Here is a 26,044-nt window from a genome sequence, read left to right as displayed (position 1 = left end):
GCGCGGTCACGCCGGGCCCTGCGAGGGCAGCCAGGTGTAGCGGTGCTCCGGGCGGCCCGTCTCGCCGTACCGGAGGGCGAGGGTGACGCGGCCGGAGCGTTCGAGGAGCTTCAGGTAGCGCTGGGTGGTCTGGCGGCTGATCCCCGCGAGGTCGGCGATCTGCTGGGTGGAGAGCGGGCCGGCGGCGGCGCGCAGCACCTGGCGGACCAGGTCCGCGGTGGCGGGGGAGTGGCCCTTGGGCAGCTCGTTGGGGGTGCGGGCCGCGGCGAGCGCGCCGAAGATCCGGTCCACCTCGGACTGCTCCGCCTCGCCGCCGCCCTCCAGGGCCCGGCGCAGGGCCGCGTACGCCTCCAGCCGGGTCCGCAGGCCCGCGAAGGTGAAGGGTTTGACCAGGTACTGCAGGGCGCCCAGGCGCATCGCGGCCTGCACGGTCGCCAGGTCGCGGGCGGCGGTGACCATGATCACGTCGGTGCGGTGGCCGAGCTGGCGCAGCCGGCGGACCAGGTCCAGGCCGTTCTCGTCGGGCAGGTAGTGGTCGAGGAGGATCAGGTCCACCGGACGTGAGGTGAGGAGGGCGAGGGCCTCGGCTGCCGAGTGGGCCTGTGCGGTCACCCGGAACCCGGGAACCTTCGCCACGTACGCCGCGTTGATCCGGGCAACACGCATGTCGTCGTCGACGACCAATACGTGGATCGGGACCGGGGGCGCGGCCGCGGGGACCCCGGTCACCGCAGGGCCTCGGGGAGTACGACGGAGAACTCCGCCCCTCCGTCCGCTGCTTCGCCGGCCCGGGCACTGCCGCCCTGCCGTTCCGCGAGGCGGCGTACGAGGGCGAGCCCCAGCCCGCGTTCGCGGTGGGCCTCGGGCTGCTTGGTGGACCAGCCCTCCGTGAAGACCTCCTCGCGGCGCGCGGCGGGGACCCCCGGACCGCTGTCGCGCACCCGCAGCACGGCCGTGCGGCCCTCGGCCCGCAGCTCCACCTCGACCAGCGGCGCCGCCGAGCCGGCCGCGGCGTCCAGGGCGTTGTCCACCAGGTTGCCGACGATGGTCACGAGGCCGCCCGGGTCCACCAGCCGGTCGGGCAGCAGGGTGGTCCCGGCCAGGCGCAGCGGGACGCCGCGCTCGGCGGCGACGGCTGCCTTGCCGACCAGCAGGGCGGCCAGCAGCGGGTCCTGGACCTTCTCGGTGACCTGCTCGGCGGTGGTGCGGTGCGCTCCGGCGACCTCGGTCACGAACTGTCCCGCCTCCTCGTGCAGGCCCAGCTCCAGCAGGCCCAGCAGGGTGTGGAGATGGTTGGCGTGCTCGTGGTCCTGGGCGCGCAGGGCGTCGATCAGGCCACGGGTCGAGTCGAGTTCGCGGCTCAGGTGCTCCAGTTCGGTGCGGTCGCGCAGGGTGGCGACCGCGCCGCCGTCCTGCGTGGGCATCCGGTTGGCGACCAGGACCCGTGCGCCCTGCACCGTCAGCAGGTCGCGGCCGGTGACGCGGCCCGCCAGGACCTCGGTGGTGCGGCCCGCGCCGAGTACGTCGTCCAGCGCCCGCCCGGCAAGGGTGCCCGCGGCGTCCGGGGGGAGGCCCAGGAGGCGGGCGGCTTCGTCGTTGACCAGGCGTACCCGGCCGCGGGGGTCGAGGGCGATGACCCCTTCACGGATGGAGTGCAGCATCGCCTCGCGTTCCGCGAGGAGGCCGGCGATATCGGAGAAGGCCAGGTCCCGGGTCTGCCGCTGGATCCGGCGGGACAGCAGGCAGGCGGCCAGGGCTCCGGCCGCCAGGGCGCCCCCGGCGTAGGCCAGCAGACCGGGGATGGCGCCGAGCAGCCGCTCGCGCACGCTGTCGTAGGCGATGCCGACGGAGACGGCGCCGACGATCTCCCCGTCGGCGGCGAGCAGCGGGACCTTGCCCCGGGCGGAGCGGCCCAGTGTGCCCTCGTCGATCTCCATGACCTCGCGGCCGGCCAGGGCGTCGCCCGGGTCGGTGGAGACGGGCCGTCCGATCCGGTCGGCGCTGGGGTGCGAGCGGCGGACGCCGTCCAGGTCGAGGACGACCACGTACTCGGCGCCGGTGGCCCGGCGGATCCGCTCGGCGGAGGCCTGCACGGGGCTGTCCGCGGAGGCCTGGGACGCCAGCAGGCCGGCGGCCAGGGCGGGGTCGGCCGCCGCGCTCTGGGCGATGGCCAGGGCGCGGCGCATCGCCTGGTCGTCGAGCTGCGCGCTCAGCGGCGCGAGGAACAGGACGGTGGCCAGGGCGACGACCCCGCCGGCGATGGCGAGCTGGGTCAGCAGGATCTGTGAGACGGCCCGTCTGGGCAGCCCGAGGCGCCGAGCGCTCATGAGGAGGAACCGCATGAGGAGCAACGGTAGGTCGGGTCCGCCACAAGGGGAATTCCTCTGCCCACGCAAATGGCTTGCGTGATTTGCGCCCAGCTTGCGCAAGGGATGCAGCGAGGAAAGTGCGGTCAGGGCTGTAGACGATGCGCCAAAGCTCTGCAACTCTCGCACCGCACGACGCAAATTCCTATCTCACCTGGTTCAGAAAACTCATGCCAAGGGGCGAGGACATATGAGAAGGCTCCACTGGAGATGGCGGGCCCTGGCCGCCCTCATCAGCACGGCCCTGCTGCTGATGGGATGGCCCGCGCTGACCGCCGCGGCCGCCGGCGGCCCGAGCATCGCGGCCGGCCGGCCCGCGACCGCGAGCAGTACCAACGGCGCGTACGCCGCCGCGAACGTCACCGACGGAAACCCGTCGACGTACTGGGAGAGCGCCGGCAGCACCTTCCCGCAATGGGTGCAGACCGACCTCGGCGCCACCACCCGGATCGACCAGGTGGTGCTCAGACTGCCCGCCGCCTGGGAGAGCCGCAGCCAGACCCTGTCCGTCCAGGGCAGTGCCGACGGCACCAGCTTCACCACCCTGGTGAACTCGGCGACCCATGCCTTCAGCCAGGCCAACGGGAACACGGTGGCCATCGGCCTTCCCGCCACCCAGACCCGGTACGTCCGGATCGCCATCACGGCGAACACGGGCTGGCAGGCCGCCCAGCTCTCCGAGCTGGAGGTCCGCGCCCCCGGCGAGTCCTCCGCCAACCTCGCCCTCGGCAAGACCCTCACCGCGAGCAGCAGCACCCAGGTCTACGTCCCCGCCAATGCCAACGACGGGAACACCGCCAGCTACTGGGAGAGTGTGAACAACGCCCTGCCCCAGTGGATCCAGGCCGACCTCGGCGCCTCCGTCCGCGTGGACCGCGTGGTCCTGCGGCTGCCCGAGGGCTGGGGCGCCCGTACCCAGACCCTGAAGATCCAGGGCAGCACGAACGGCGCGGACTTCACCGACCTCACCGCCGCCAAGGGCTACGAGTTCAACGCGGCCGGCGGCCATGCGGTGACGATCGCCTTCGACGCCGCCACCACCCGCCACCTGCGCGTACTGATATCGCTCAACTCCGTACAGCCCGGCGGCCAGCTCTCCGAGCTGGAGATCTACGGCCCGCAGACCGGCGACACCCAGGCGCCCTCGGCCCCCGCGGGGCTGGCGTACACCGAGCCGGCCACCGGCCGGATCACCCTGACCTGGCAGGCCTCGACCGACAACGTGGGCGTGACCGGCTACGACGTCTACGCCAACAACCAACTGCGCACCAGCGTTGCCGCAAACGCCACCACCTACACCGACACGCAGCCCACCAGCGCGAACGTGACCTACCACGTGCGCGCCAAGGACGCAGCGGGCAACCAGTCGCCGAACAGCAACAGCGTGACCCGGACCGGGGACACCGGTGACACCCAGGCCCCGACCGCACCCGGCTCGCTGGCCCTCACCGAACCCGCCGCCGGTCAGATCAGGCTGGCCTGGCAGGCCTCGACCGACAACGTGGCAGTGGCCGGCTACGAGGTCTACGCGAACAACGTGCTGCGCACCACCACCGCCGGCAACGCCACCACCTTCACCGACACCCAGCCCGCGAACGCCACCGTCAGCTACTTCGTCCGGGCCAAGGACGCCGCGGGCAACCGCTCCGGCAACAGCAACACGGTGACGCGCAACGGCTCCGGCGGCGGAGGCTCCAACCTGGCCGTCGGCAAGCCGGTCACCGGCTCCTCCGTCGTCCACACCTTCGCCGCGGAGAACGCCGTCGACAACAGCACGGCGACCTACTGGGAAGGCGCGCCCGGCGCCTACCCCAGCACCCTGACGGTCAAGCTCGGAGCCAACGCGGACCTCGACCGCCTCGTGCTCAAGCTGAACCCGGACAGCGCCTGGGGCGCCCGTACCCAGAACATCCAGGTCCTCGGCCGCGAGCAGAGCGCCCCGGGCGTGAGCAGCCTGCTCGCCGCCCGCGACTACGCCTTCGACCCGGCCTCCGGCAACACCGTCACGATCCCGCTGGCCGCCCGGGTCGCGGACGTGCAGCTGCGGTTCACCGCCAACACCGGCTCCTCCAACGGGCAGATCGCCGAGTTCCAGGTCATCGGCGCGCCGGCGCCCAACCCGGACCTGGAGGTCACCGCCCTGAGCGCCGCCCCGGCCGCCCCGGTCGAGTCGGACCCGGTGACCCTGTCCGCCACCGTCAGGAACAGCGGGCCGGCCCCGGCCCCCGCGAGCGCCGTCACCTTCCAGCTCGCCGGCACGAAGGTCGCCTCGGCCCAGGTCCCGGCGCTCGCCGCAGGGGCCACGGCCACCGTCACCGCGGCGGTCGGCCCGCGCGACGCGGGCACGTACGCGCTGAGCGCCGTCGTCGACGAGGCGAACACGGTCGTCGAGCAGAACGACACCAACAACACCCTCACCGGCTCCCCGCTGGTGGTCCGCCCCGTCGCCAGCTCGGACCTGGTCGCCTCCGCGGTGAGCTGGTCGCCCGGGGCCCCGTCGGCCGGCCAGCCGGTCGCCTTCACCGTCACCGTGAAGAACCAGGGCAGCACGGCGGCCGCGGCGGGCAGCCACGGGATCACCCTGACCCTGCAGGACGCGGGCGGCGCCACCGTACGCACCCTGACCGGCTCCTTCAGCGGGGCCCTCGCCGCCGGAGCCTCCACCGCCCCGGTCGCGCTCGGCAGCTGGCCGGCCGCGAACGGCAGGTACACCGTGAAGGTGGTCCTCGCGGACGACGCCAACGAGCTCCCCGTCAAACGGGGCAACAACACCTCCACCAAGCCCTTCTTCGTGGGCCGGGGGGCGAACATGCCCTTCGACACCTACGAGGCCGAGGACGGGGTCGTCGGCGGTGGGGCCAACGTGGTCGGGCCCAACCGCACCATCGGCGACATCGCGGGCGAGGCCTCGGGCCGCAAGGCGGTCAACCTCGACGCCACCGGCGAGTACGTCGAGTTCACCACCCGGGCCGCCACCAACACCCTGGTCACCCGGTTCTCCCTGCCGGACGCCCCGGGCGGCGGCGGCATCGACTCCACCATCAACGTCTACGTCAACGGCACCCTCAAGAAAGCCCTGCCGCTGACCTCGAAGTACGCGTGGCTGTACGGGGCCGAGGCAAGCCCGGGCAACTCGCCCGGCGCCGGGGCTCCCCGCCACATCTACGACGAGGCCAACATCCTGCTGGGCGAGACCGTACCGGCGGGAAGCCGGATCCGTCTCCAGAAGGACGCCGCGAACACCTCCACCTACGCCATCGACTTCGTGAGCCTGGAACAGGCCGTGGAGATCCCCAACCCCGACCCCGCGCGTTACGCGGTGCCCGCGGGCTTCACCCACCAGGACGTGCAGAACGCCCTGGACCGGGTGCGGATGGACACCACGGGCAAGCTCACCGGGGTCTACCTGCCGGCCGGGAACTACCAGAGCGCGAGCAAGTTCCAGGTGTACGGCAAGGCGGTCCAGGTCGTCGGTGCGGGACCGTGGTTCACCCGCTTCCACGCCCCGTCCTCCCAGGACAACACCGACATCGGCTGGCGGGCGGAAGGCACCGCGAAGGGCTCCTCCTTCTCGGGCTTCGCCTACTTCGGCAACTACACCTCGCGCATCGACGGACCGGGCAAGGTCTTCGACTTCGCCAACGTCTCCGACATCACCATCGACAACATCTGGAACGAGCACATGGTGTGCCTCTACTGGGGCGCCAACACCGACCGGATCACCATCAAGAACACGCGGATCCGCAACATGTTCGCCGACGGCATCAACATGACCAACGGCAGCACGGACAACCTCGTCACCAACAACGAGGCGCGGGCCACCGGTGACGACAGCTTCGCGCTCTTCTCCGCGATCGACGCGGGCGGCGCGGACATGAAGAACAACGTGTACGAGAACCTGACCTCGATTCTGACGTGGCGGGCCGCGGGAGTCGCCGTCTACGGCGGCTACAACAACACCTTCCGCAACATCCACATCGCCGACACCCTGGTCTACTCGGGCATCACCATCAGCTCGTTGGACTTCGGGTACCCGATGAACGGCTTCGGCACCGATCCGACCACCTTCGAGAACATCTCGATCGTGCGGTCCGGCGGTCACTTCTGGGGGGCGCAGACCTTCCCCGGCATCTGGCTGTTCTCGGCCTCGAAGGTCTTCCAGGGAATCCGGATCAACAACGTCGACATCGTCGACCCGACGTACAGCGGCATCATGTTCCAGACGCAGTACGTCGGCGGACAACCGGTCAATCCCATCAAGGACACCGTCCTGAGGGACATCACGATCACCGGGGCCCGCAAGAGCGGCGACGCCTTCGACGCCAAGTCCGGTTTCGGCCTGTGGGCGAACGAGATGCCCGAGGCGGGGCAGGGCCCGGCGGTCGGCGAGGTCACCCTCCACAACCTGAAGACGAGCGACAACGCGGTGGACGTGCGCAACACCACCTCGACCTTCAGGATCAACCAGCTGCCGTAGCGGACGGGAGAGACCGCAACGGGACCGCAGCAGGCTGCGGGGCCGGTGGCGTCCGGGCGTGCCCGGGCGGCACCGGCCTTGCCGCGCCCTCTTCCGCAGGCTGCCTTCCTCGCCAGACTGGCTGTCATCGAACTGCAAGGAACTTGCATTTCTTGCGCTACTCTTGCGCTCATGACGCGACGACTTGCTCAAGTGGCGAAGAAGGTGGGAGTCAGCGAGGCAACGGTCAGCCGGGTGCTCAACGGCAAGCCGGGCGTCTCGGAGGCGACCCGCCAGTCCGTGCTCACCGCCCTCGACGTCCTCGGGTACGAGCGCCCCACCCAGCTGCGGGGCGAACGCGCACGACTGGTCGGGCTGGTCCTGCCGGAGCTCCAGAACCCCATCTTCCCCGCCTTCGCCGAGGTCATCGGCGGTGCGCTGGCCCAGCAGGGGCTGACCCCGGTGCTGTGCACGCAGACCACCGGCGGGGTGTCCGAGGCCGACTACGTGGAGCTGCTGCTCCAGCAGCAGGTGTCCGGCGTGGTCTTCGCCGGCGGACTCTTCGCGCAGGCCGACGCCCCGCACGAGCACTACCGGCTGCTGTCGGAACGCAAGGTTCCGGTGGTGTTGATCAACGCTTCCATCGAGGACCTCGGGTTCCCCTGCGTGGCCTGCGACGACGCCGTCGCCGTCGAGCAGGCGTGGCGCCACCTGGCCTCCCTCGGCCACGAGCGGATCGGACTGGTGCTGGGCCCGCCCGACCACATGCCCTCACTGCGCAAGCTGGCGGCGGCGCAGGCAGTCGCCGCCGCGGCCGGCGCCGAGCTGCCCGCCGAACACGTGGAACGGGCGCTGTTCTCGCTGGAGGGGGGCCATGCGGCCGCCTCCCGGCTGCTGGACCGCGGGGTCACCGGGATCATCTGCGCCAGCGACCCGCTCGCACTCGGCGCGGTGCGCGCCGCCCGCCGGCGCGGCCTGGACGTCCCGCGGCAGGTCTCCGTGGTGGGCTATGACGACTCGGCGTTCATGAACTGCACCGAGCCCCCGCTGACCACCGTCCGCCAGCCGATCGAAGCCATGGGCCGGGCCGCGGTCGAGCTGCTCACCGCGCAGATCCAGGGAGCCGCCGTACAGCCCGGGGAGCTGCTCTTCGAGCCGGAGCTGGTGGTCCGGGGCTCCACTGCACAGGCTCCTCGCAGCTAGCCGTCCCCCTCGGACCCCCGGCCGCCGGCTGGGTTCCGCCGCAGGCGCACAGGGCTCCGGAACGTCCCCACGGACGTTCCGGAGCCCTTTGTGCGTCTGCTCCCCGACGTCTGTCTGTCAATCTCTTACGAAATCTGCGCGAGATATTGCGTTCATCTGTGGGTGGTGGTTGAGTGTGCCGCGCTCGCCCCCACGCCTCCTGCTCGATGCTCGAAGGGGACCCACCGATGAGAACCCACGTCCGCCGCAACCTCGCGGCCGCACTCGTCTCCGCGCTCGCCGTCACCGCCCTCGCGGCCTGCGGCACGAGCAGCAGCGGAGGCGGCAACAAGCCGTCGGGCGGCGGCAGTCCGGCCGACGCCTCCACCCCGCTCGACCCGAAGACCAAGGTCACCCTCTCCATCGACTGCATGCCCCCCGCGGCCAAGGCCGCCGAGCTCAAGCAGTGGAAGGAGGACGTCGCCGAGTTCAACAAGACCTACCCGAACGTGACGATCGACGGCCGTTCCACCCCCGGCCAGTGCCTGGAGCCGCCGCGGTTCACCGCGATGCTCAAGGCCAAGTCGCAGCCCGACGTCTTCTACGCCTACTTCACCGACCTCCAGCAGGTGCTCGACAACGACGGCGCCGAGGACATCTCGGCCTACGTGACGCCCGCCTCGGTGCCCGCGCTCGGTGACATCGACAAGAACGTCCTCGACGTCCTGAAGCGGGACGGGAAGCTCTACGGCCTGCCCACCAGCAACTACACGATGGGCCTGCTGGTCAACCGCAAGCTCTTCCAGCAGGCCGGCCTGAACCCCGACACCCCGCCGCGCACCTGGGAGGAGGTCCGGGCCGCCGCCAAGAAGATCGCCGCCCTGGGCAACGGCGTGGCGGGCTTCGGCGAGTACAGCGTGGAGAACACCGGGGGCTGGCACTACACGGCCACCATGTACGGCATGGGCGGGGACATCGTCGGCGCCGACGGCAAGGCCGCCTTCAACAACCCCACCGGCAAGCAGATCGTCGACAACCTCCACGCCATGCGCTGGGAGGACGACAGCATGGGCAAGACCCAGCTGCTGAAGTGGGGCGACCTGCAGAAGCAGATGGCCTCGGACAAGCTCGGCATGTTCATCGCCGCGCCCGACGACATCACGTACATGGTCCAGCAACTCGGCGCCACGTACGAGAAGTTCGGCATGGGCCCCATCCCCGGCGGCGCGGCCACGCTGTCCGGCGGCAACGGCTACCTGGTCAAGAAGGGCAGTTCGCCCGACCAGGTCAAGGCTGCCGTCGCCTGGCTGAACTTCAAGACCCTCGCCGTCGGCAAGGGGCAGTTCCAGTACGACCGCAGCAAGACCGACGGGCTGCCGGTCGGCCTGCCGCAGCCGGCCTTCTTCACCGGCGCCAGCAAGGCCAAGGACGACGAGCTGAAGGCGGCCAGTGCCACCATGCCCGTCGCCAACTTCAAGTCCTTCCTGGACAACCCGGTCCCCGGCAAGCCGGAGCCCGTGAAGGCCCAGGAGGTCTACAAGGTCCTCGACAAGGTGATGTCGGGCGTCCTCACCAACAAGGACGCCGACCCCGCGCAGCTCCTCTCCGAGGCCGAGAAGGCGGTCAACCAGGTGCTGCAGAACCAGTAGCGGCCCCCCGGGGACCCGCCGGCCGCCTTCCCGCGCCTCGGCCGCCCGGTCCCCGGCCCGCCCGGTGCCCTGCGCACCCGCGTACCGACGGCAACGACCCACCAAGGAGCGAGCGGCGATGTCGGCTCCCACCCTGCACCGAGCCTCCCGCGAGGAATTCCTCAGGACGCTCAAGCGGAACCTCACGGCCCACGGCTTCCTGATCGGCGCCGTCCTCTGCTTCTCCTTCTTCTCCTGGTACCCGATGGTCCGGGAGTTCCTGCTCGCCTTCCAGAAGACCGAGGGCGGCACGACCCGCTGGGTCGGCTGGGACAACTTCGCCTACGTCTTCCGGGACCCGAACGTCTGGCAGGCCTGGCGCAACACCCTGCTCTTCACCGGCCTGGCCCTGCTCTTCGGCTTCGCGGTCCCCTTCGTGGTCGCCCTCGTCCTCAACGAGTTCCGCCACGCACGCGGCTATCTGCGGCTGCTGGTCTACCTGCCGGTGATGATGCCGCCGGTGGCCTCGGTCCTGCTCTTCAAGTACTTCTACGACCCGGGCTACGGCCTCTTCAACCGGGCGCTGGAGTTCCTGCACCTGCCCGCGCAGGACTGGCTCCAGTCCACCGACACCGCGATGCTCTCCGTCGTCCTCGCCTCCACCTGGATGAACATGGGCGGCGCCACCCTGATCTACCTCGCCGCCCTCCAGGGAATCCCCGGCGAGCTGTACGAGGCGGCCGAACTCGACGGGGCCGGCCTGCTGCGCAAGGTCTGGCACGTGACGATCCCGCAGACCAAGCTGATCCTCTCGCTGATGCTGCTGATGCAGATCGTCGCGACGATGCAGGTGTTCGTCGAGCCCTTCCTGCTGACCGGCGGGGCCGGCCCCGAGGGGTCGACCACCACCGTCGTCGTCCTCATCTACCAGTACGCCTTCAGCTTCAACCAGTACGGCGCAGCCGCGGCCCTCGGCCTGTGCCTGCTCGTCCTGCTGGCGGGCTTCTCCGCCCTGTACGTCCGGCTGAGCCGCGACAACGAGAACTGACCGGACCAGGAACCCGCCGGGGGAGTCACTTCACATGGCAGAGCGCACGCTGATATCGCCGGCCCGACGCGGCCGCACCCGAGGCAAGATCCTCTACTGGACCGTCCTGGCCGTGGTCGTGGCGGGCTTCACCCTCGTCTTCCTCGGCCCGCTCTACTGGATGGTCGCGGGCGGCCTCAAAAGCACCGAGGAGTTCGCCCAGGTCCCGCCCACGCTGGTACCCGATGCGCTGCACACCGCCAACTACACCGCCGCCTGGAAGGTCATGGACCTCGCCAAGCTGCTGTTCAACACCCTCTACTACGCCTTCGGCGCCCTCGCCTTCCAGCTCGTCCTGGACGTGGCCGCCGCCTACTCGCTGTCCCGGCTGCGGCCGCTCTTCGGCAAGGCCGTGCTCGGCATGATGCTGGCGACGCTGATGATCCCGGCCACCGTGCTCGTCGTGCCCCAGTACCTGACGGTCCTCGACATGCCGGTCATCGAGCGGAACCTGCTCAACACCCCCTGGGTGATCTGGCTGCCGTCCGTCACCAACGCCTTCAACATCTTCCTGCTCAAGCGCTTCTTCGACTCCATCCCGCAGGAGATCCTCGACGCCGGGGCCATCGACGGCGCAGGCGCCCTGCGCACCCTGCGATCCCTCGTCCTGCCGATGTCCCGGCCCGTCCTCGGCGTCGTGTCGATCTTCGCGGTCGTCGGGGTCTGGAAGGACTTCCTCTGGCCGATGCTCACCCTCCCCGACCCGGCCCTGCAGACCCTCAACGTCGGCATCTACTCGCTGGCCACGGGAGTCCCGGAGAACCACCTCATCGCCGCTCTCGCCATGGCCTCGGCACCCACGCTCATCCTCTTCCTGATCTTCCAGCGCCACATCATGAGCGGTCTGACGGCAGGCTCCCTCAAGGGCTGACCACCCGGCACCTCCACCCGCCGCCGCGCCCGGCCGCCCCCTGTGAAAGGACCCCTCCGTGGCTGACTTTCCCCTGCCCGAAACCGCTGCCGACTGGTGGCGCTCGGCCGCCATCTACCAGGTGTACGTCCGCAGCTTCGCCGACGGCGACGGGGACGGCACGGGCGACCTCGCAGGCGTCCGGGCCCGCCTCCCCTACCTCGCCGAACTCGGCGTGGACGCCCTCTGGTTCACCCCGTGGTACGTCTCACCGCTCGCCGACGGCGGCTACGACGTCGCCGACTACCGCGCCATCGACCCCGCCTTCGGCACCCTCGCCGAAGCCGAGAAGCTCATCGGTGAAGCCCGCGGGCTGGGCATCCGGACCATCATCGACATCGTCCCGAACCACGTGTCCGACCAGCACGCCTGGTTCCGGGCCGCCCTCGCCGCGGGCCCCGGCAGCCCCGAGCGGGAGCTGTTCCATTTCCGCCCCGGACGCGGTCCGCACGGCGAACTGCCGCCGGGTGACTGGCCCTCCCAATTCAACGGGGCGGCCACCTGGACGCAGGTACCGGACGGGGAGTGGTACCTGCACCTGTTCACCCCGCAGCAGCCCGACCTCAACTGGGACCACCCGGCCGTCCGCCGGGAGCACGAGGAGGTCCTGCGCTTCTGGTTCGAACGGGGCGTGGCCGGCGTACGGATCGACTCCGCGGCCCTCCTCGTGAAGGACCCGGCCCTGCCCGACCTCGCCGGGCGCTCCCCGGAGCCCTGGCCCGGCGAGACCCACCCGTACATCGACCGCGACGAACTGCACGCCATCTACCGCTCGTGGCGCTCCGTGGCCGACGAGTACGGCGGCATCTTCGTCGGCGAGGTCTGGCTGCCCGACTCCGAGCGCTTCGCCCGCTACCTGCGGCCCGACGAACTGCACACCGCCTTCAACTTCTCCTTCCTCAGCTGCCCCTGGGACGCCGGGCGGCTGCGCACCTCCATCGAGGAGACCCTGGCCGAGCACGCCCCGGTCGGGGCGCCGGCCACCTGGGTGCTCTGCAACCACGACGTGACCCGTACGGTCACCCGGTACGGCCGCACCGACACCGGCTTCGACTTCGCCACCAAGGCCTTCGGGACCCCGACCGACCTGGCGCTCGGCACCCGGCGGGCCCGCGCCGCCGCCCTGCTCACGCTGGCCCTGCCCGGCGCGGTCTACGTCTACCAGGGCGAGGAGCTGGGCCTGCCGGAGGCCGATGTGCCGGTCGGCCGGATCCAGGACCCGATGCACTTCAGGTCCGGGGGCACCGACCCGGGCCGGGACGGCTGCCGGGTGCCGCTGCCGTGGACCGCGGAGCCCTGGCACGACCCGTGGCTGCCGCAGCCCGCGGACTGGGCGGCGTACGCGGCGGACCGCCAGGACGGCGACCCGGACTCCATGCTGACCCTCTACCGCACCGCCCTCGGGCTGCGGCGGGCGGCGGCCGGCTTCGGCGCCGGCACGCTGGAGTGGCTGCCCGCCCCGGCCGGGGTGGTGGCCTTCGCCCGCCCGGACGGGCTGATCTGCCTGGTCAACCTGTCGGACGGGCCGGTCGCGCTGCCGGACCGCAGGAAACTCCTGCTCAGCAGTTCCGCCCTCGACGGGTCGGGGCTGCTGCCGCAGGACACGGCGGTCTGGCTGCGGACCTGACGCCGCGGCCGGACCGCCTCCCGGGCAGCCACCGGCTGCCGCCCGTCACGGCAAAGGCTGTGGCGGGCGGGGCCCCTGGTAGTGCCCGCTCGGCCGCATCCGCAGCGGCCGCTCCTGGTACTCCTCCAGCGCGTGGGCGATCCAGCCCGCCGTGCGGGCCACCGCGAACACCGTCTCCCCGGCCTCCGGCTCCATCCCGCAGGACAAGGTCAGGACCGCCAGCGCCAGGTCCACATTGGCGAAGAGGCCGCCCTGGCGGGCCGTCACCGCGGCCACCTCGCGGGCCGCGGCCAGCGCCGCGGCGGCTTGCGGCAGGCCCTCCAACCGGGCGAACAGCGCCGTCGCCCGCGGATCCTCGCCCCGGTACAGCCGGTGGCCCAGCCCCGGGACCCGCCGGCCGGCCCGCAGGTGGTCGGCGACCACGGGCGCAGCCCCGCCCCGCTCCAGGACCTCCGCCAGCATCCGGTGCGCGAGCCGGCCCGCCGCCCCGTGCAGCGGACCCTCCAGTGCGCCGAGGCCGGCGGACACCGCGGCGTACGGATGGGCCCGCGCGGAGGCCGCCACCCGTACGGCCAGTGTGGAGGCGGCCAGATCATGGTCGACGAGCAGCGCCATCGCCAGGTCCAGCGCGCGCAGTGCCTGCTCGTCGGGCTCCCGCCGGGTCAGCCGGGGCCACAGCTGCCGGGCCAGGGGACCCTCGTCCGGGGCGTCCGCAAGCCGCGCCGGGTCCGCCGCGGGCAGCGCGGCGGCCAGGGTGGGGACGAGGGCGCGCGCGGAGCCGAGCACGGCCTCCTCCGCCAGGTCGAACCGGAGCGGGTCGACCACCGCGGCGGCGGCGACGGCCACCCGCAGCCGGTCGACCGGACCGCTGTGCTCCGGCAGCGCTGCCACGGCCTGCCGGGCCGCCGCAAGCGCTTGCGGCGGGGCGCCGAACCGGGTGCCGGGCGTGAGGGTGCCCGTCCACAGCCACTCGGCGACCTCCTCGCAGGAGTGCCGGGAGGCCAGCTCCACGGCGTCCACGCCCCGGAAGTAGTACCGGTCGCCCTCGATCAGCGTCAGCGAGGTGCGTACGGAGAGGTCGCCGGCGGGGGCCGCAGCCGCCTCCCGCCTGCTGCGCCGGGCCAGCGCCTCCACCTCGGCGGCGTCGAAGGTCGAGCCGCGGCCGACGGCCTCGCGCCGGCTCGTGAGCTGGCCGCGGCTCACGTACGCGTACACCGTCGCGGGCTTCACGCCGAGCAGTCGGGCGGCTTCGCGGGTGTCGATCCGGCGACCGTCGCCGTTCGCGGGGTCAGTCATGACGCACACCCTACACATGTTGATTCGGTCAATATTGACAAGGATTCGATCCATCATGGATGGTCGATGCATGGACACCAACGACAGCACCGCCGTCGACGTGCCCCGCGGACTCGCGGGCGTCGTGGTCACCGAGACCGGACTCGGCGACGTCAGGGGCCGCGAGGGCTTCTACCACTACCGCGGGTACCCGGCCGTGGAACTCGCCGCGAGCCGGACCTTCGAGGACGTGTGGCACCTGATGTTCCGGGGCGCCCTGCCCCCGGACCCGGCCGCACGGGCCGCCTTCGCCGCCGAGACCGCCGCCCTGCGCCGACTGCCCGACGAGGTCCGCGACGCCCTGCCCGGCCTCGCCCGGGCCTCGGCGCCCTCCGGCCCGCTCGCCGGACTGCGCACCGCGCTCTCGCTGCTCGGCGCCCGCGCCGGCTTCCGCCCCGTCTACGACCTCGACCCGGAGCGGCGCGCACAGGACGCACTCACCGCCTGCGCCGCCGTGCCGACCCTGCTCACGGCCCTGCACCGGCTCGGACAGGGGCAGCAGCCCGTCGAGCCACGTGAGGACCTCCCGTACGCCGCCAACTACCTGTTCATGCTGACCGGCGAGGAGCCCGACCCGGCCACCGCCCGGGCCGTCGAGCAGTACCTGGTCTCCACCGTCGACCACGGCTTCAACGCCTCCACCTTCACCGCCCGGGTCATCGCCTCCACCGGCGCCGATGTCGCCGCCTGCCTGACCGGGGCGGTCGGCGCCCTCTCGGGACCGCTGCACGGCGGCGCCCCCAGCCGGGCGCTGGACACCCTCGAAGCCATCGGCACCGCGGACCGGATCAAGCCGTGGATCCGCGAGCGGGTGTCGGCGGGGGAGCGGATCATGGGCTTCGGCCACCCCGTCTACCGCACCGAGGACCCGCGCTCGCGGCTGCTCCGGGACATCGCCCGGCAGTTCGGCGGCCCGCTCGTCGACTTCGCCGTCGAGGTGGAGCGGCAGGTCGAGGAGATCCTCGCCGAGCTGAAGCCGGGCCGCGAACTCCACACCAATGTGGAGTTCTACGCGGGCGTGGTCATGGAGCTGTGCGGGATCCCCCGCACCATGTTCACCCCCACCTTCTGCGCGGCGCGGGTCGTCGGCTGGAGCGCGAACATCCTCGAACAGGCCGCCGACTCGAAGATCATCCGGCCGGCCGCCCGGTACACCGGACCGCCCGCCCCACAGCAGGTCCCGCTGCCCGTCTGAGCGCCGGCTGGCTACGATCGACCGGGTGAACAGCAGGCAGCCCCTCCCCGTCGTCGTCCTCGCCGGATTCCTCGGCTCCGGCAAGACCACCGTGCTCAACCACCTCCTCGGGAACCGCGGGGGCACCCGCATCGGGGTGGTCGTCAACGACTTCGGCTCGATCGAGGTCGACGCCATGTCCGTGGCCGGCCAGGTCGGCGACTCGATGGTCTCCCTCGGCGGCGGCTGCCTGTGCTGCGCCGTCGACGGCAGCGAACTCGACGCCTACCTGGACAAGCTCGCCGACCCCGCCCACCGGATCGACGTCATCGTCATCGAGGCGAGCGGGCTGGCCGAGCCCCAGGAGATGGTCCGCATGCTGGTGGCCGGCGAGAACCCGCACGTCCGGTACGGCGGCATGGTGCAGGTCGTGGACGCCGCCGAGTTCGACGCCACCCGCGAACGGCACCCGGAGACCGACCGCCACCTCGCCGTCGCGGACCTGGTGGTGCTGAACAAGACCGACCGGGTGGACACCGCCGAGCGGCGCCGGATCGAGGCACGGCTCGCGGAGCTCTGCGCCCCCGGCATCCCGGTGGTGGCCGCCGAGCACGGCCGGATCGACCCGGAGCTGCTCTTCGACCGCCGCCCCTGGACCGAGACCCGCGGGCAGCTCTCCTTCGAGGACCTGCTCGCGGAGGACGCCGCCGACGGGGAGTGCTCCCGCACCGCGCACGCGCACGCGGCGTACGAAAGCGTCGAGTTCACCTCCGACCAGGCGCTCTCCCCCCGCCGCTTCATCGACTTCCTCGACCGCCGCCCCGCCGGGCTCTACCGGATCAAGGGCTCCGTGTACTTCGGCGTCCCCGGCCACCAGGAGCGCTACGAGGTCCACGCGGTCGGCCGCTTCCTGCAGTTCGCCCCGCACCCCTGGGGGCGCGGCGAAGCCCGGTCGACCGGGCTGGTCCTCATCGGCTCGGGCATCGACGCGCGTGCGCTCCGGCAGGACCTGGAGTCCTGCCGCGAACCGGCCCCGCACGCCCTGCCCCCGGAGAGCATGTGGGGCGTCCTGCGCTACGTGCCCCGCGCGCAGCCGGCGGCCGGGCCGGAGGCCGAGGCGGCGCAGGCCGCGGACCCGGGACCGGAGCCGGGCGAGGACGTCGACTGACCCGGCCGCGGACGACACCCCGAGCCGGCCGGACCCGGGGGCCGGTCCGCGGCCCCCGGGCGGCCCACCCGCTCAGGCGACCTCGACCCCGTGCTCGCGCAGCAGGTCCTCCAGGCCGCCGCGGTAGCCCTTGCCGCCGATCACGAAGTCCCAGTCGCCGCCCGCCCGGCGCCGGAACGAGCCGAGGACCAGGGCCGTCTCGCCGGCGCGCCCGTCGGAGACCTCCAGCCGGCCGAGTTCCTCGCCGCCGGCGGACAGCAGACGGATGAAGGCGTCGGTGAAGCCGGCGAGATCGGCGTGGGGATCGGCCTCCGGGTCGGTCGCGGCCACCAGGACCAGCCGGTCGGCCTGCGCCGGGAGAGCGTCGAAGGAGACCTCCAGCGCCGCCTTGTCGGGCGCGGCGTACTCCCGGGCGCGCACCGAACCGTCCGGCGTCCGCGGATTGTTGAAGAAGACGAAGTGCTCCTCGCTCAGCACCCTGCTGCCGGTGCACACCAGCGCGCACACGTCGAGGGCGACCGCACCCGACCAGGTCATCCCGAGCACGTTGTGGTCCGCGGGGGTGTCCGCCTCGGCCGCGGCGGACCGGCGCGCCTGGGCCGGGGCCGTTGCCGTCGGGCCTTCGCCGAGCCGGCCGCGGAGCCCGTACTGGTGGAGCAGCCCGACCAGGTCCGCACCGGGAACCAGTTCCAGCGGCTTGCCGTTGGCGAAGGCGTACGACCCGGGCCCGAAGGACGCGGTGGTGACGAGCACCCCCTTGTTCGCCCCCTTGTCCTGGACCGTGCCGTACAGATCGCGCACGGCGGTCGGCGGCACCGTGTTCCGGTAGCGCTTGACCTGCACCACGATCCGCCCGCCCCGGATCGGGGCCGGGTCGACCGCTTCCACGTCGACCCCGCCGTCGCCGGACCGCTGCGTGGTGACCGCCTCCATGCCCATCGCCCGGAACAGCTCGGCGACCAGGTCCTCGAAGGCGATCGGATCCATCGCGAAGAGGTCCGGCTCGTCCCCGGCGGCGTCGCCCGCGTGCCCGCCGTGGCTGACGACCCCTCCGCCGACCTCCTCGGGCCGACGTCCGGGACGTACCGCCGTCAGCTGGTCGGGCCGCGCCGACACCTGTCCGCCCAGGCCCGAGACCAGGCAGTCCACCGCGCTGACCTGCTCCAGGCGCAGGCCCGCGAAGGCGCTGCGGGCGGCCGGCACCGTACCGAGCACGACCCGCGCCTCCTGGCCCGTCACCGGATCGGGGCCGTCCACGAAGCCGTTGACCACGACCGAGTCCAGTACCCCGAACTCGTCCGCCGCGTAGAGCTCCCGGACCACCAGCAGGAGGCACTGGGCCAGCACGTCCCGGTACAGGGCCCGCCGCTCCGTGACGGGACGGGGCCTGACCTTGTCCTGGTCCGTGCTCGGCAGGTACTGCACCGCCCTGGCCTCCGGCACCACCGCGTAACCGGGCAGCTCCCAGTCCAGCACCAGCTGGCGCGCCCCCGGGTCGTACGCGGTCGCCACTTGCCGCGGCAGGGCCTCCGGCCAGGCCTTCGAGGCGTACAGCGCGGCGCAGAAGTACTCCACCGCCGCCTCGGCGTCTCCCGCGCGCAGGGCGTCGGCCAGTTCGGTGAGCCCCCCGTTGTGCTGTCGCACCCCGGCGAGCTGCTCCGCGGCCCACCGGTCGTACTGCCTGCGGTACGCCTCCAGTTGCTGCCGGCGCTGCGCCTCCGCGGCATTCGCCGCCTGCCACGCCTGCGTGTACCGGGCGTGCGCCTCCCGCTCCGCCTGCGCCCGGTGGTTCGAGCCGAGCGTCCACCCGCTGCTCTGCCGCTGGAAGTCCTCGATGCGCGGCATCGGCACCGGGTGGGCCAGGGCTCCGGGATCGAAGGGTTCGAGCCGGTCGGGCCGGGCCAGGGCGGACATCCGGAAGGCCGGCGCCCGGCAGCCCGCGACCAGCAGGCCCTTGAGGAGCTCGACCTCGGCGTCGAACTGTGCGGTGCGCCGCAGGGCCTCGGCCTCGCGGTACTGCCGGTGGCTGCGGTTCGCGTCCCGCTCGTGGGCCCGCCGGCGCCGCTCCGCCTCCCGCTGCTGCACCAGCTGCGTCTGCTGCTGGCGGCGCTGCGCCTCGGCCCAGTTCCCGATCAGTCCGCTGCCCGCTCGACGACTCATCAGCTGTCTCCCCCCACACGTCCTGGGGGAAGACCCTAGTCGGCATTCGGGTGGTACGTCCCCCCGGTCGCACCACCCGAATGCCCTGCCGTGCCTCCTACAGCGCGCCCCCGGCCAGCGCCGCGACCGGCGCGGGCAGCGCCGTGCCCGAGCCGTCCCGGCGCGGGTCCACGGCCGGCAGCGCGGCCGGAGCGCCGTTCGCCGCCGCCGCACGGACCGGTGCGTTCCCGGTCCAGGCGAGCACCAGCAGGTCCTCGCCCTTGAGGAAGCGCTGGCAGCGCACCCCGCCGGTGGCCCGGCCCTTGCGCGGGTACTGGTCGAAGGGGGTCAGCTTCCCGGACTGCATCGAGTCGTCCAGCGTGCCGTGCGCACCGGCCACCGTGAACACCACGGCGTCCCGCGCCGGGTCCACCGCCGAGAAGTGGATCACCTTGGCGCTGCCGGCGAGCTTGACGCCCGCCATACCGCCCGCGGGACGGCCCTGCGGGCGCACCTGGGCCGCCGGGTAGCGCAGCAGCTGGGCGTCGTCGGTGATGAACACCAGGTCCTCCTCGCCCGTGCGCAGCTCGACGGCGCCGACGATCCGGTCGCCCTCCTTGAGGGTGATGACCTCCAGCTCGTCCTTGTTGGCCGGGTAGTCGGGCACGACGCGCTTGACCACGCCCTGCTCGGTGCCCAGGGCCAGGCCCTGCGAGGACTCGTCCAGCGAGGTCAGGCAGACCACCTTCTCGTCCGGCTCCAGCCCGGACAGGAACTCCGTCACCGGGGCCCCGCCCGCCAGGTTCGGTGCGGCGTGCGTGTCCGGCAGCTGCGGCAGGTCGATCACCGAGAGGCGCAGCAGCCGCCCGAGGGAGGTCACCACCCCCACGTCCGCCCGCGCGGTGGCGGCCACCTGCGAGACGACGAGGTCGTGCTTGGCGCGGCCGCCACCCTCCTCCTGCGGCAGCGGCTCGCCGTTGGCGGTGCGCGCGAGCAGGCCGGTCGAGGACAGCAGCACCCGGCACGGGTCGTCGGCGACCTCCAGCGGGACCGCGGTGACCGCCGTGCCGGCCGACTCCAGCAGGACCGTACGGCGTTCCGTGCCGAACTTCTTGGCGACCGCGGCCAGTTCGCCGGAGACCAGCTTGCGCAGCTCGCTGTCGGAGTCCAGGATTCCGGTCAGCTCGTCGATCTCGCCGGTCAGCCGGTCGCGCTCCGACTCCAGCTCGATCCGGTCGAACTTCGTGAGCCGGCGCAGCGGGGTGTCCAGGATGTACTGCGTCTGGATCTCGCTCAGCGAGAACCGCTCCATCAGCCGGGCCTTGGCCTGCGCCGAGTTCTCGCTGTCCCGGATGAGCCGGATGACCTCGTCGATGTCGATGAGGGCCACCAGCAGGCCCTCGACCAGGTGCAGGCGGTCGCGGCGCTTGGTGCGGCGGAACTCGCTGCGCCGGCGGACGACCTCGAAGCGGTGGTCGAGGTAGACCTCCAGGAGCTCCTTGAGGCCCAGCGTGAGCGGCTGCCCGTCCACCAGCGCCACGTTGTTGATGCCGAAGGACTCCTCCATCGGCGTCAGCTTGTAGAGCTGCTCCAGGACGGCCTCGGGGTGGAAGCCGTTCTTGATCTCGATGACCAGGCGCAGGCCGTGCGAACGGTCCGTGAGGTCCTTCACGTCCGCGATGCCCTGGAGCTTCTTCGAGCCGACCAGGTCCTTGATCTTCGCGATGACCTTCTCCGGGCCGACCGTGAAGGGCAGTTCGGTGACGACCAGGCCCTTGCGGCGCGCCGTCACGTTCTCCACGGCCACCGTCGCGCGGATCTTGAAGGTGCCGCGGCCGTTCTCGTAGGCGTCCTTGATGCCCGAGAGGCCGACGATCCGGCCGCCCGTCGGCAGGTCCGGCCCGGGGACGAAGCGCATCAGCGCTTCCAGGTCGGCCTGCGGGTGCCGGATCAGGTGGCGGGCCGCCGCGATGACCTCGCCCAGGTTGTGCGGGGGCATGTTGGTGGCCATCCCGACGGCGATCCCGGAGGCGCCGTTGACCAGCAGGTTCGGGTAGGCCGCCGGCAGGGCGACGGGCTCCCGCTCCTGGCCGTCGTAGTTCGCGGCGAAGTCGACGGTGTCCTCGTCGATCGACTCCGTCATCAGCGACGTGGCGTCGGCCATGCGGCACTCGGTGTAGCGCATCGCGGCCGGCGGGTCGTCGTTGCCGAGCGAACCGAAGTTGCCGTGGCCGTCGACCAGCGGCAGCCGCATCGAGAAGGGCTGCGCCATGCGCACCAGCGCGTCGTAGATCGACGCGTCGCCGTGCGGGTGGAGCTTGCCCATGACCTCGCCCACGACGCGGGCGCACTTGACGTAGCCGCGGTCGGGGCGCAGGCCCATCTCGTTCATCTGGTACACGATGCGCCGGTGCACCGGCTTCATGCCGTCCCGGGCGTCGGGGAGGGCACGGGAGTAGATCACCGAGTACGCGTACTCGAGGAAGGAGCCCTGCATTTCGTCGACGACGTCGATGTCGAGGATCTTCTCCTCGAAATCCTCCGGCGGCGGGGTCTTCGTGCTGCGGCGGGCCATCGCTGCGCGGCTCCTTAACCAAGAAAGGGGGGTGCTGGTGGTCTGGCGGGTCGGGCGGGTGCTGCCGGCCGGGCCGGCGGCGCGGGGTCGGGGTCCGGGTCCGGCTGACCGGGACTGCTGGGGTTGACGCGGACCATTGTGGCCCGAGGCGCCGACAACGCGGACTCCGACCCAGGTGTGACCCGGGAACTTATCCGGCGGCCGACGCGCTTGCATACAGTGGCAGGTCTGACGGAAATCTCTGCATCGCGATCGAAGGGACCACATGCCCATGGGTCACACGGCCACAGCCCAGGCCGGCTCCGGCGGCCTGACAGCGACCGAGCACCGGCTGGCCAACGGCCTGCGCGTGGTGCTGTCCGAGGACCACCTGACCCCGGTCGCCGCGGTCTGCCTCTGGTACGACGTCGGCTCGCGCCACGAAGTCAAGGGACGCACCGGCCTGGCTCACCTCTTCGAGCACCTGATGTTCCAGGGCTCGGCGAGCGTACCCGGCAACGGGCATTTCGAGCTGGTCCAGGGCGCCGGCGGCTCCCTCAACGGCACCACCAGCTTCGAGCGCACCAACTACTTCGAGACGATGCCGACCCACCAGCTGGAGCTCGCCCTCTGGCTGGAGGCGGACCGGATGGGCTCGCTGCTGACCGCCCTGGACGAGGAGTCCATGGAGAACCAGCGCGACGTCGTCAAGAACGAGCGCCGCCAGCGGTACGACAACGTCCCCTACGGCACCGCCTTCGAGCGGCTGACCGCCCTGGCGTACCCCGAGGGCCACCCGTACCACCACACCCCGATCGGCTCGATGGCCGACCTGGACGCGGCCTCGCTGGAGGACGCCCGGGCGTTCTTCCGCACCTACTACGCGCCCAACAATGCGGTGCTGTCCATCGTCGGCGACATCGACCCGCAGCAGACGCTCGCCTGGGTCGAGAAGTACTTCGGCACCATCCCGGGGCACGACGGCAAGCAGCCCCCGCGCGACGGCACCCTCCCCGAGACCATCGGGGAGCAGCTGCGCGAGGAGATCGTCGAGGACGTCCCGGCGCGCGCCCTGATGGCCGCCTACCGGCTCCCGCACGACGGCACCCGCGAGTGCGACGCCGCCGACGTGGCGCTGACCATCCTGGGCGGCGGCGAGTCCTCGCTGCTCCACAACCGGCTGGTACGCCGCGACCAGACGGCCGTCGCGGCGGGTTTCGGCATGCTGCGGCTGGCCGGCGCACCCTCCCTGGGCTGGCTCGACGTCAAGACGTCCAGTGGTGTCGAGATCCCCGCCATCGAGGCGGCCGTGGACGAGGAGCTCGCGCGCTTCGCCGCAGAGGGCCCCACGGCCGAGGAGATGGAGCGCGCCCAGGCGCAGCTGGAACGGGAGTGGCTGGACCGGCTCAGCACGGTGGCCGGGCGCGCCGACGAACTGTGCCGCTTCGCGGTCCTGTTCGGTGACCCGCAGCTGGCGCTGACCGCCGTCCAGCGCGTCCTCGACGTCACCGCCGAGGAGGTCCAGGCCGTGGCCGCGGCCCGGCTGCGCCCGGACAACCGCGCGGTGCTCGTGTACGAGCCGTCGGCCGACGGGTCCGAGGGCGAAGAGACCGCCGACAGCAACGAGAACGAGGGGGCGGAGCAGTGAGCGACACCGCAGCCGTCACGATGACCTTCCACCCGCAGCCGCAGGCCGGGGAGCCCCAGCCGTGGGCCTTCCCGGCACCGGACCGCTCGGTGCTGCCCAACGGCCTGACCCTGCTGCGCTGCCACCGCCCCGGCCAGCAGGTCGTGGCGGTGGAGGTCAACCTCGCCGCCCCGCTCGACGCGGAGCCGGCCGGCCTGGACGGCGTGGCCACCATCATGGCCCGCGCCCTGTCCGAGGGCACCGACAAGCATTCCGCCGAGGAGTTCGCCGCCGAGCTGGAGCGCTGCGGCGCCACGCTGGACGCGCACGCCGACCACCCGGGCCTGCGGGTCTCCCTGGAGGTGCCCGCCTCCCGGCTGACCAAGGCCCTGGGGCTGCTCGCCGAGGCCCTGCGCGCCCCGGCCTTCGCCGACGCCGAGGTGGACCGGCTGGTGCGCAACCGGCTCGACGAGATCCCGCACGAGCTGGCCAACCCGCAGCGCCGCGCCGCCAAGCAGCTCTCCAAGGAGCTGTTCCCGGCGACCCTGCGGATGTCCCGCCCGCGGCAGGGCACCGAGGAGACGGTCGCCCGCATCGACGCCGGGGCCGTGCGCGCCTTCTACGAGGCCCACGTGCGCCCCGCCACCGCCACCGCGGTGGTCGTCGGCGACCTGACCGGCATCGACCTGGACGCCGCCCTGGCGGACACCCTCGGCGCCTGGACCGGGGACACCGCCGAGCCCCGCCCGGTGCCGCCGGTGACGGCCGACGACACCGGCCGCGTGGTCATCGTCGACCGGCCCGGGGCGGTCCAGACCCAGCTGCTGATCGGGCGGATCGGCCCGGACCGGCACGACCGGGTCTGGGCGGCCCAGGTGCTCGGCACGTACTGCCTCGGCGGCACCCTGACCTCCCGTCTGGACAAGGTGCTGCGCGAGGAGAAGGGCTACACCTACGGGGTGCGCGCCTTCGGCCAGGTCCTGCGCTCCACCGCGGACGGCAAGGGCGCCTCGATGCTCGCCATCAGCGGCTCCATCGACACCCCGAACACGGGTCCGGCGCTGGACGACCTCTGGAAGGTCCTGCGGACCCTCGCGGAGGGCGGCCTGACCGACGCCGAGCGGGACGTGGCGGTACAGAACCTGGTGGGCGTCGCACCGCTGAAGTTCGAGACGGCGGCCTCCGTCGCGGGGACCCTCGCGGACCAGGTGGAGCAGGAGCTCCCGGACGACTACCAGGCGCAGTTGTACGCGCGACTGGCCGAGACCGGCACCGTGGAGGCGACTTCGGCGGTCGTCAGCGCCTTCCCGGTGGACCGGCTGGTCACCGTCCTCGTCGGGGACGCGGCGCAGATCGCGGAGCCCGTGCGGGCCCTCGGCATCGGCGAAGTGAGCGTCGTCACCAACTGACGCCCCGACGGGCGCGGGACGGGCGCAGGACGGGCGCGGAACAAGCGTCGCGAGGTGCACCAACCGGCCCACTCCGAAGGGGTCCTGGCGGAATGTTCGCCAGGACCCCTTTTTGTCCGTTTAGTGGTGAGGTTGCTTTTATGCGGTGTGGCGTACGCAACAAAATGGCCCGTCTGTTTGGTGATCTCCTGATGATCCGCCTAGCGTCAGCGGTGCTGTTCGTCAGTGGTACCCGCCGCATCCGCGGCACCGGACAGCAATCGCCGAGTCCCCGTCAGGCGCGAGCCTGGGGAGCCGGGGACCCACATGCGTCCCTGGGGTGAATCGGACCGCCTCGCAAGAGGAGGCCCGTAGGAGACCTTCCTGCTCCGAACCCGTCAGCTAACCCGGTAGGCGAGAAGGAAGGAAAGGATCAACCCCTTCATGGCGTTTGGCAGTCGTCCCGCCGGTTCCGGCAAGCACCGTGGCACCAGCCGTCTGAGCCGCAAGACCGCCGGCTACGCCGGTATCGCCGCCCTCGCCACCACCGGCGTCGTGGGTTCCCTCGCCGGTCCGGCCTTCGCGGCCGACAACACCGACACCACCGCCCAGGACAACGCCCTCGGCGCGGTCGTGGTGGCCGAGGACCTCGCAGGTGACATCGAGGACCAGGCCGAGTCCCAGCAGCGTGCCGCAGAGCACGCCGCGGCCAAGGCCAAGGCCGAGGCCGACGCGAAGCAGCGTGCCGCCGAGTCCAAGCGCCTGGCCGAGGCCAAGGCGAAGGCCGAGCGCGAGGCCGCCGAGCGTGCGGCCCGCGAGGAGGAGCGCAAGCGCCTCAACACCTTCGTCGCCCCGGTGGACAGCAGCGTCAGCACCCAGTACCACGCGGGCGGCGGCATGTGGTCCTCCGGCAGCCACACCGGCATCGACTTCCGCGCCTCCTCCGGCACCTCGGTCCACGCGGTGGGCATCGGTACGGTCGTCGAGGCGGGCTGGGGCGGTGCCTACGGCAACAACGTCGTGATCAAGCACAACGACGGCACGTACACCCAGTACGGCCACATGGCCTCGCTGAGCGTCTCCGTCGGCCAGCAGGTCACCCCGGGCCAGCAGATCGGGCTGTCGGGCTCCACCGGCAACTCCAGCGGCCCGCACCTGCACTTCGAGGCCCGCACCGGTGCCGACTACGGCTCGGACATCGACCCGGTCGCGTACCTGCGCTCGCACGGCGTCAGCCTCTGACCCGCAGCGCCACCCGCTTCACCGAAGGCCCCGGCTCTCCGAGCCGGGGCCTTCGTGCCGTTGAACCCCGGGGAAATCCGCGCTATTTCCGGCCGCCCTCGGAATTCGCCGTGTATTGCCATAGAGTCGGTGTGCACATGGCGCCGGTGTATCCACGGTGA

16 protein-coding genes and 1 riboswitch are annotated in these 26,044 nt (G+C 72.1%); of the genes, 11 read left to right on the top strand and 5 right to left on the bottom strand.

Annotated elements, in window-relative coordinates:
• Positions 1–6: 6 nt before the first annotated feature.
• Positions 7–666: a response regulator gene (locus ACLJTM_RS32760; protein WP_411107512.1), complete on the bottom strand. Its 660-nt coding sequence runs from the start codon at positions 664–666 to the stop codon at positions 7–9.
• Positions 667–725: 59 nt separating this feature from the next.
• The gene (locus ACLJTM_RS32755) at positions 726–2,342 is read right to left on the bottom strand and encodes an ATP-binding protein (RefSeq protein ID WP_411107441.1); all 1,617 of its coding nucleotides are present in this window, start codon (positions 2,340–2,342) and stop codon (positions 726–728) included.
• 214 nt (positions 2,343–2,556) lie between these two features.
• Between ACLJTM_RS32755 and ACLJTM_RS32750 the strand changes: the two genes are divergently transcribed.
• The 6 genes from ACLJTM_RS32750 (at position 2,557) to ACLJTM_RS32725 (ending at position 13,256) form a co-directional block, all read left to right on the top strand.
• Positions 2,557–6,843 (top strand): discoidin domain-containing protein, encoded by a 4,287-nt coding sequence (locus tag ACLJTM_RS32750; RefSeq protein ID WP_411107440.1) that lies wholly within the window; start codon positions 2,557–2,559, stop codon positions 6,841–6,843.
• 171 nt (positions 6,844–7,014) lie between these two features.
• On the top strand, positions 7,015–8,025 hold the full coding sequence (locus tag ACLJTM_RS32745; protein ID WP_411107439.1) for a LacI family DNA-binding transcriptional regulator: 1,011 nt from the start codon (positions 7,015–7,017) through the stop codon (positions 8,023–8,025).
• Positions 8,026–8,252: 227 nt separating this feature from the next.
• Positions 8,253–9,653 carry an ABC transporter substrate-binding protein gene (locus tag ACLJTM_RS32740; RefSeq protein WP_411107438.1) on the top strand — a complete coding sequence of 467 codons (1,401 nt, stop codon included), beginning with the start codon at positions 8,253–8,255 and terminating at the stop codon, positions 9,651–9,653.
• Between the two features lie 118 nt (positions 9,654–9,771).
• On the top strand, positions 9,772–10,680 hold the full coding sequence (locus tag ACLJTM_RS32735; RefSeq protein WP_411107437.1) for a carbohydrate ABC transporter permease: 909 nt from the start codon (positions 9,772–9,774) through the stop codon (positions 10,678–10,680).
• Positions 10,681–10,714: 34 nt separating this feature from the next.
• Positions 10,715–11,590: a carbohydrate ABC transporter permease gene (locus ACLJTM_RS32730; RefSeq protein WP_411107436.1), complete on the top strand. Its 876-nt coding sequence runs from the start codon at positions 10,715–10,717 to the stop codon at positions 11,588–11,590.
• 58 nt (positions 11,591–11,648) lie between these two features.
• Complete coding sequence (locus ACLJTM_RS32725; protein ID WP_411107435.1) at positions 11,649–13,256, top strand: glycoside hydrolase family 13 protein; 1,608 nt, start codon at positions 11,649–11,651, stop codon at positions 13,254–13,256.
• Between the two features lie 45 nt (positions 13,257–13,301).
• On the opposite strand, the gene ACLJTM_RS32720 is transcribed toward ACLJTM_RS32725, so the two are convergent.
• Positions 13,302–14,552 (bottom strand): citrate synthase, encoded by a 1,251-nt coding sequence (locus ACLJTM_RS32720; protein WP_411107434.1) that lies wholly within the window; start codon positions 14,550–14,552, stop codon positions 13,302–13,304.
• 70 nt (positions 14,553–14,622) lie between these two features.
• On the opposite strand from ACLJTM_RS32720, the gene ACLJTM_RS32715 reads away from it, so the two are divergent.
• Together ACLJTM_RS32715 and ACLJTM_RS32710 are read left to right on the top strand one after the other, a co-directional pair.
• A complete protein-coding gene (locus ACLJTM_RS32715; RefSeq protein WP_411107433.1) occupies positions 14,623–15,786 on the top strand; it encodes a citrate synthase in 1,164 nt (387 codons plus the stop codon).
• Between the two features lie 25 nt (positions 15,787–15,811).
• Positions 15,812–16,933 (top strand): CobW family GTP-binding protein, encoded by a 1,122-nt coding sequence (locus ACLJTM_RS32710; protein ID WP_411107432.1) that lies wholly within the window; start codon positions 15,812–15,814, stop codon positions 16,931–16,933.
• Between the two features lie 72 nt (positions 16,934–17,005).
• Here ACLJTM_RS32710 and ACLJTM_RS32705 read toward each other — a convergent pair whose 3' ends face one another.
• Positions 17,006–19,093, bottom strand: a complete 2,088-nt coding sequence (locus ACLJTM_RS32705) for a restriction endonuclease (protein ID WP_411107431.1) — start codon at positions 19,091–19,093, stop codon at positions 17,006–17,008.
• A 97-nt stretch (positions 19,094–19,190) separates the two neighbouring features.
• Positions 19,191–21,647, bottom strand: a complete 2,457-nt coding sequence (locus ACLJTM_RS32700) for a DNA topoisomerase (ATP-hydrolyzing) subunit A (protein WP_411107430.1) — start codon at positions 21,645–21,647, stop codon at positions 19,191–19,193.
• 265 nt (positions 21,648–21,912) lie between these two features.
• Between ACLJTM_RS32700 and ACLJTM_RS32695 the strand changes: the two genes are divergently transcribed.
• The 3 genes from ACLJTM_RS32695 (at position 21,913) to ACLJTM_RS32685 (ending at position 25,883) form a co-directional block, all read left to right on the top strand.
• Complete coding sequence (locus ACLJTM_RS32695) at positions 21,913–23,274, top strand: M16 family metallopeptidase (RefSeq protein WP_411107429.1); 1,362 nt, start codon at positions 21,913–21,915, stop codon at positions 23,272–23,274.
• A gap of 20 nt (positions 23,275–23,294) precedes the next feature.
• Complete coding sequence (locus ACLJTM_RS32690) at positions 23,295–24,662, top strand: M16 family metallopeptidase (protein WP_411107511.1); 1,368 nt, start codon at positions 23,295–23,297, stop codon at positions 24,660–24,662.
• A 251-nt stretch (positions 24,663–24,913) separates the two neighbouring features.
• A riboswitch (cyclic di-AMP (ydaO/yuaA leader) is annotated at positions 24,914–25,073 on the top strand.
• Positions 25,074–25,085: 12 nt separating this feature from the next.
• Positions 25,086–25,883 (top strand): M23 family metallopeptidase, encoded by a 798-nt coding sequence (locus tag ACLJTM_RS32685; RefSeq protein WP_411107428.1) that lies wholly within the window; start codon positions 25,086–25,088, stop codon positions 25,881–25,883.
• Positions 25,884–26,044: the final 161 nt, after the last annotated feature.

Origin of the sequence: Streptomyces sp. cmx-4-9 (assembly GCF_046548835.1) — a bacterium.
Classification (GTDB): Bacteria; Actinomycetota; Actinomycetes; order Streptomycetales; family Streptomycetaceae; genus Streptomyces.
The sequence above is the reverse complement of the archived record's forward strand: the minus strand, read 5'-3'. Positions and strand labels throughout refer to the sequence as shown.

Bases quoted from the DNA above. Each gene is read 5' to 3' on its own strand.
- ACLJTM_RS32760 (WP_411107512.1), bottom strand. From the start codon at position 666: ATGCGTGTTGCCCGGATCAACGCGGCGTACGTGGCGAAGGTTCCCGGG.
- ACLJTM_RS32755 (WP_411107441.1), bottom strand. From the start codon at position 2,342: ATGCGGTTCCTCCTCATGAGCGCTCGGCGCCTCGGGCTGCCCAGACGG.
- ACLJTM_RS32750 (WP_411107440.1), top strand. From the start codon at position 2,557: ATGAGAAGGCTCCACTGGAGATGGCGGGCCCTGGCCGCCCTCATCAGC.
- ACLJTM_RS32745 (WP_411107439.1), top strand. From the start codon at position 7,015: ATGACGCGACGACTTGCTCAAGTGGCGAAGAAGGTGGGAGTCAGCGAG.
- ACLJTM_RS32740 (WP_411107438.1), top strand. From the start codon at position 8,253: ATGAGAACCCACGTCCGCCGCAACCTCGCGGCCGCACTCGTCTCCGCG.
- ACLJTM_RS32735 (WP_411107437.1), top strand. From the start codon at position 9,772: ATGTCGGCTCCCACCCTGCACCGAGCCTCCCGCGAGGAATTCCTCAGG.
- ACLJTM_RS32730 (WP_411107436.1), top strand. From the start codon at position 10,715: ATGGCAGAGCGCACGCTGATATCGCCGGCCCGACGCGGCCGCACCCGA.
- ACLJTM_RS32720 (WP_411107434.1), bottom strand. From the start codon at position 14,552: ATGACTGACCCCGCGAACGGCGACGGTCGCCGGATCGACACCCGCGAA.
- ACLJTM_RS32715 (WP_411107433.1), top strand. From the start codon at position 14,623: ATGGACACCAACGACAGCACCGCCGTCGACGTGCCCCGCGGACTCGCG.
- ACLJTM_RS32705 (WP_411107431.1), bottom strand. From the start codon at position 19,093: ATGAGTCGTCGAGCGGGCAGCGGACTGATCGGGAACTGGGCCGAGGCG.
- ACLJTM_RS32700 (WP_411107430.1), bottom strand. From the start codon at position 21,647: ATGGCCCGCCGCAGCACGAAGACCCCGCCGCCGGAGGATTTCGAGGAG.
- ACLJTM_RS32695 (WP_411107429.1), top strand. From the start codon at position 21,913: ATGCCCATGGGTCACACGGCCACAGCCCAGGCCGGCTCCGGCGGCCTG.
- ACLJTM_RS32690 (WP_411107511.1), top strand. From the start codon at position 23,295: ATGACCTTCCACCCGCAGCCGCAGGCCGGGGAGCCCCAGCCGTGGGCC.
- ACLJTM_RS32685 (WP_411107428.1), top strand. From the start codon at position 25,086: ATGGCGTTTGGCAGTCGTCCCGCCGGTTCCGGCAAGCACCGTGGCACC.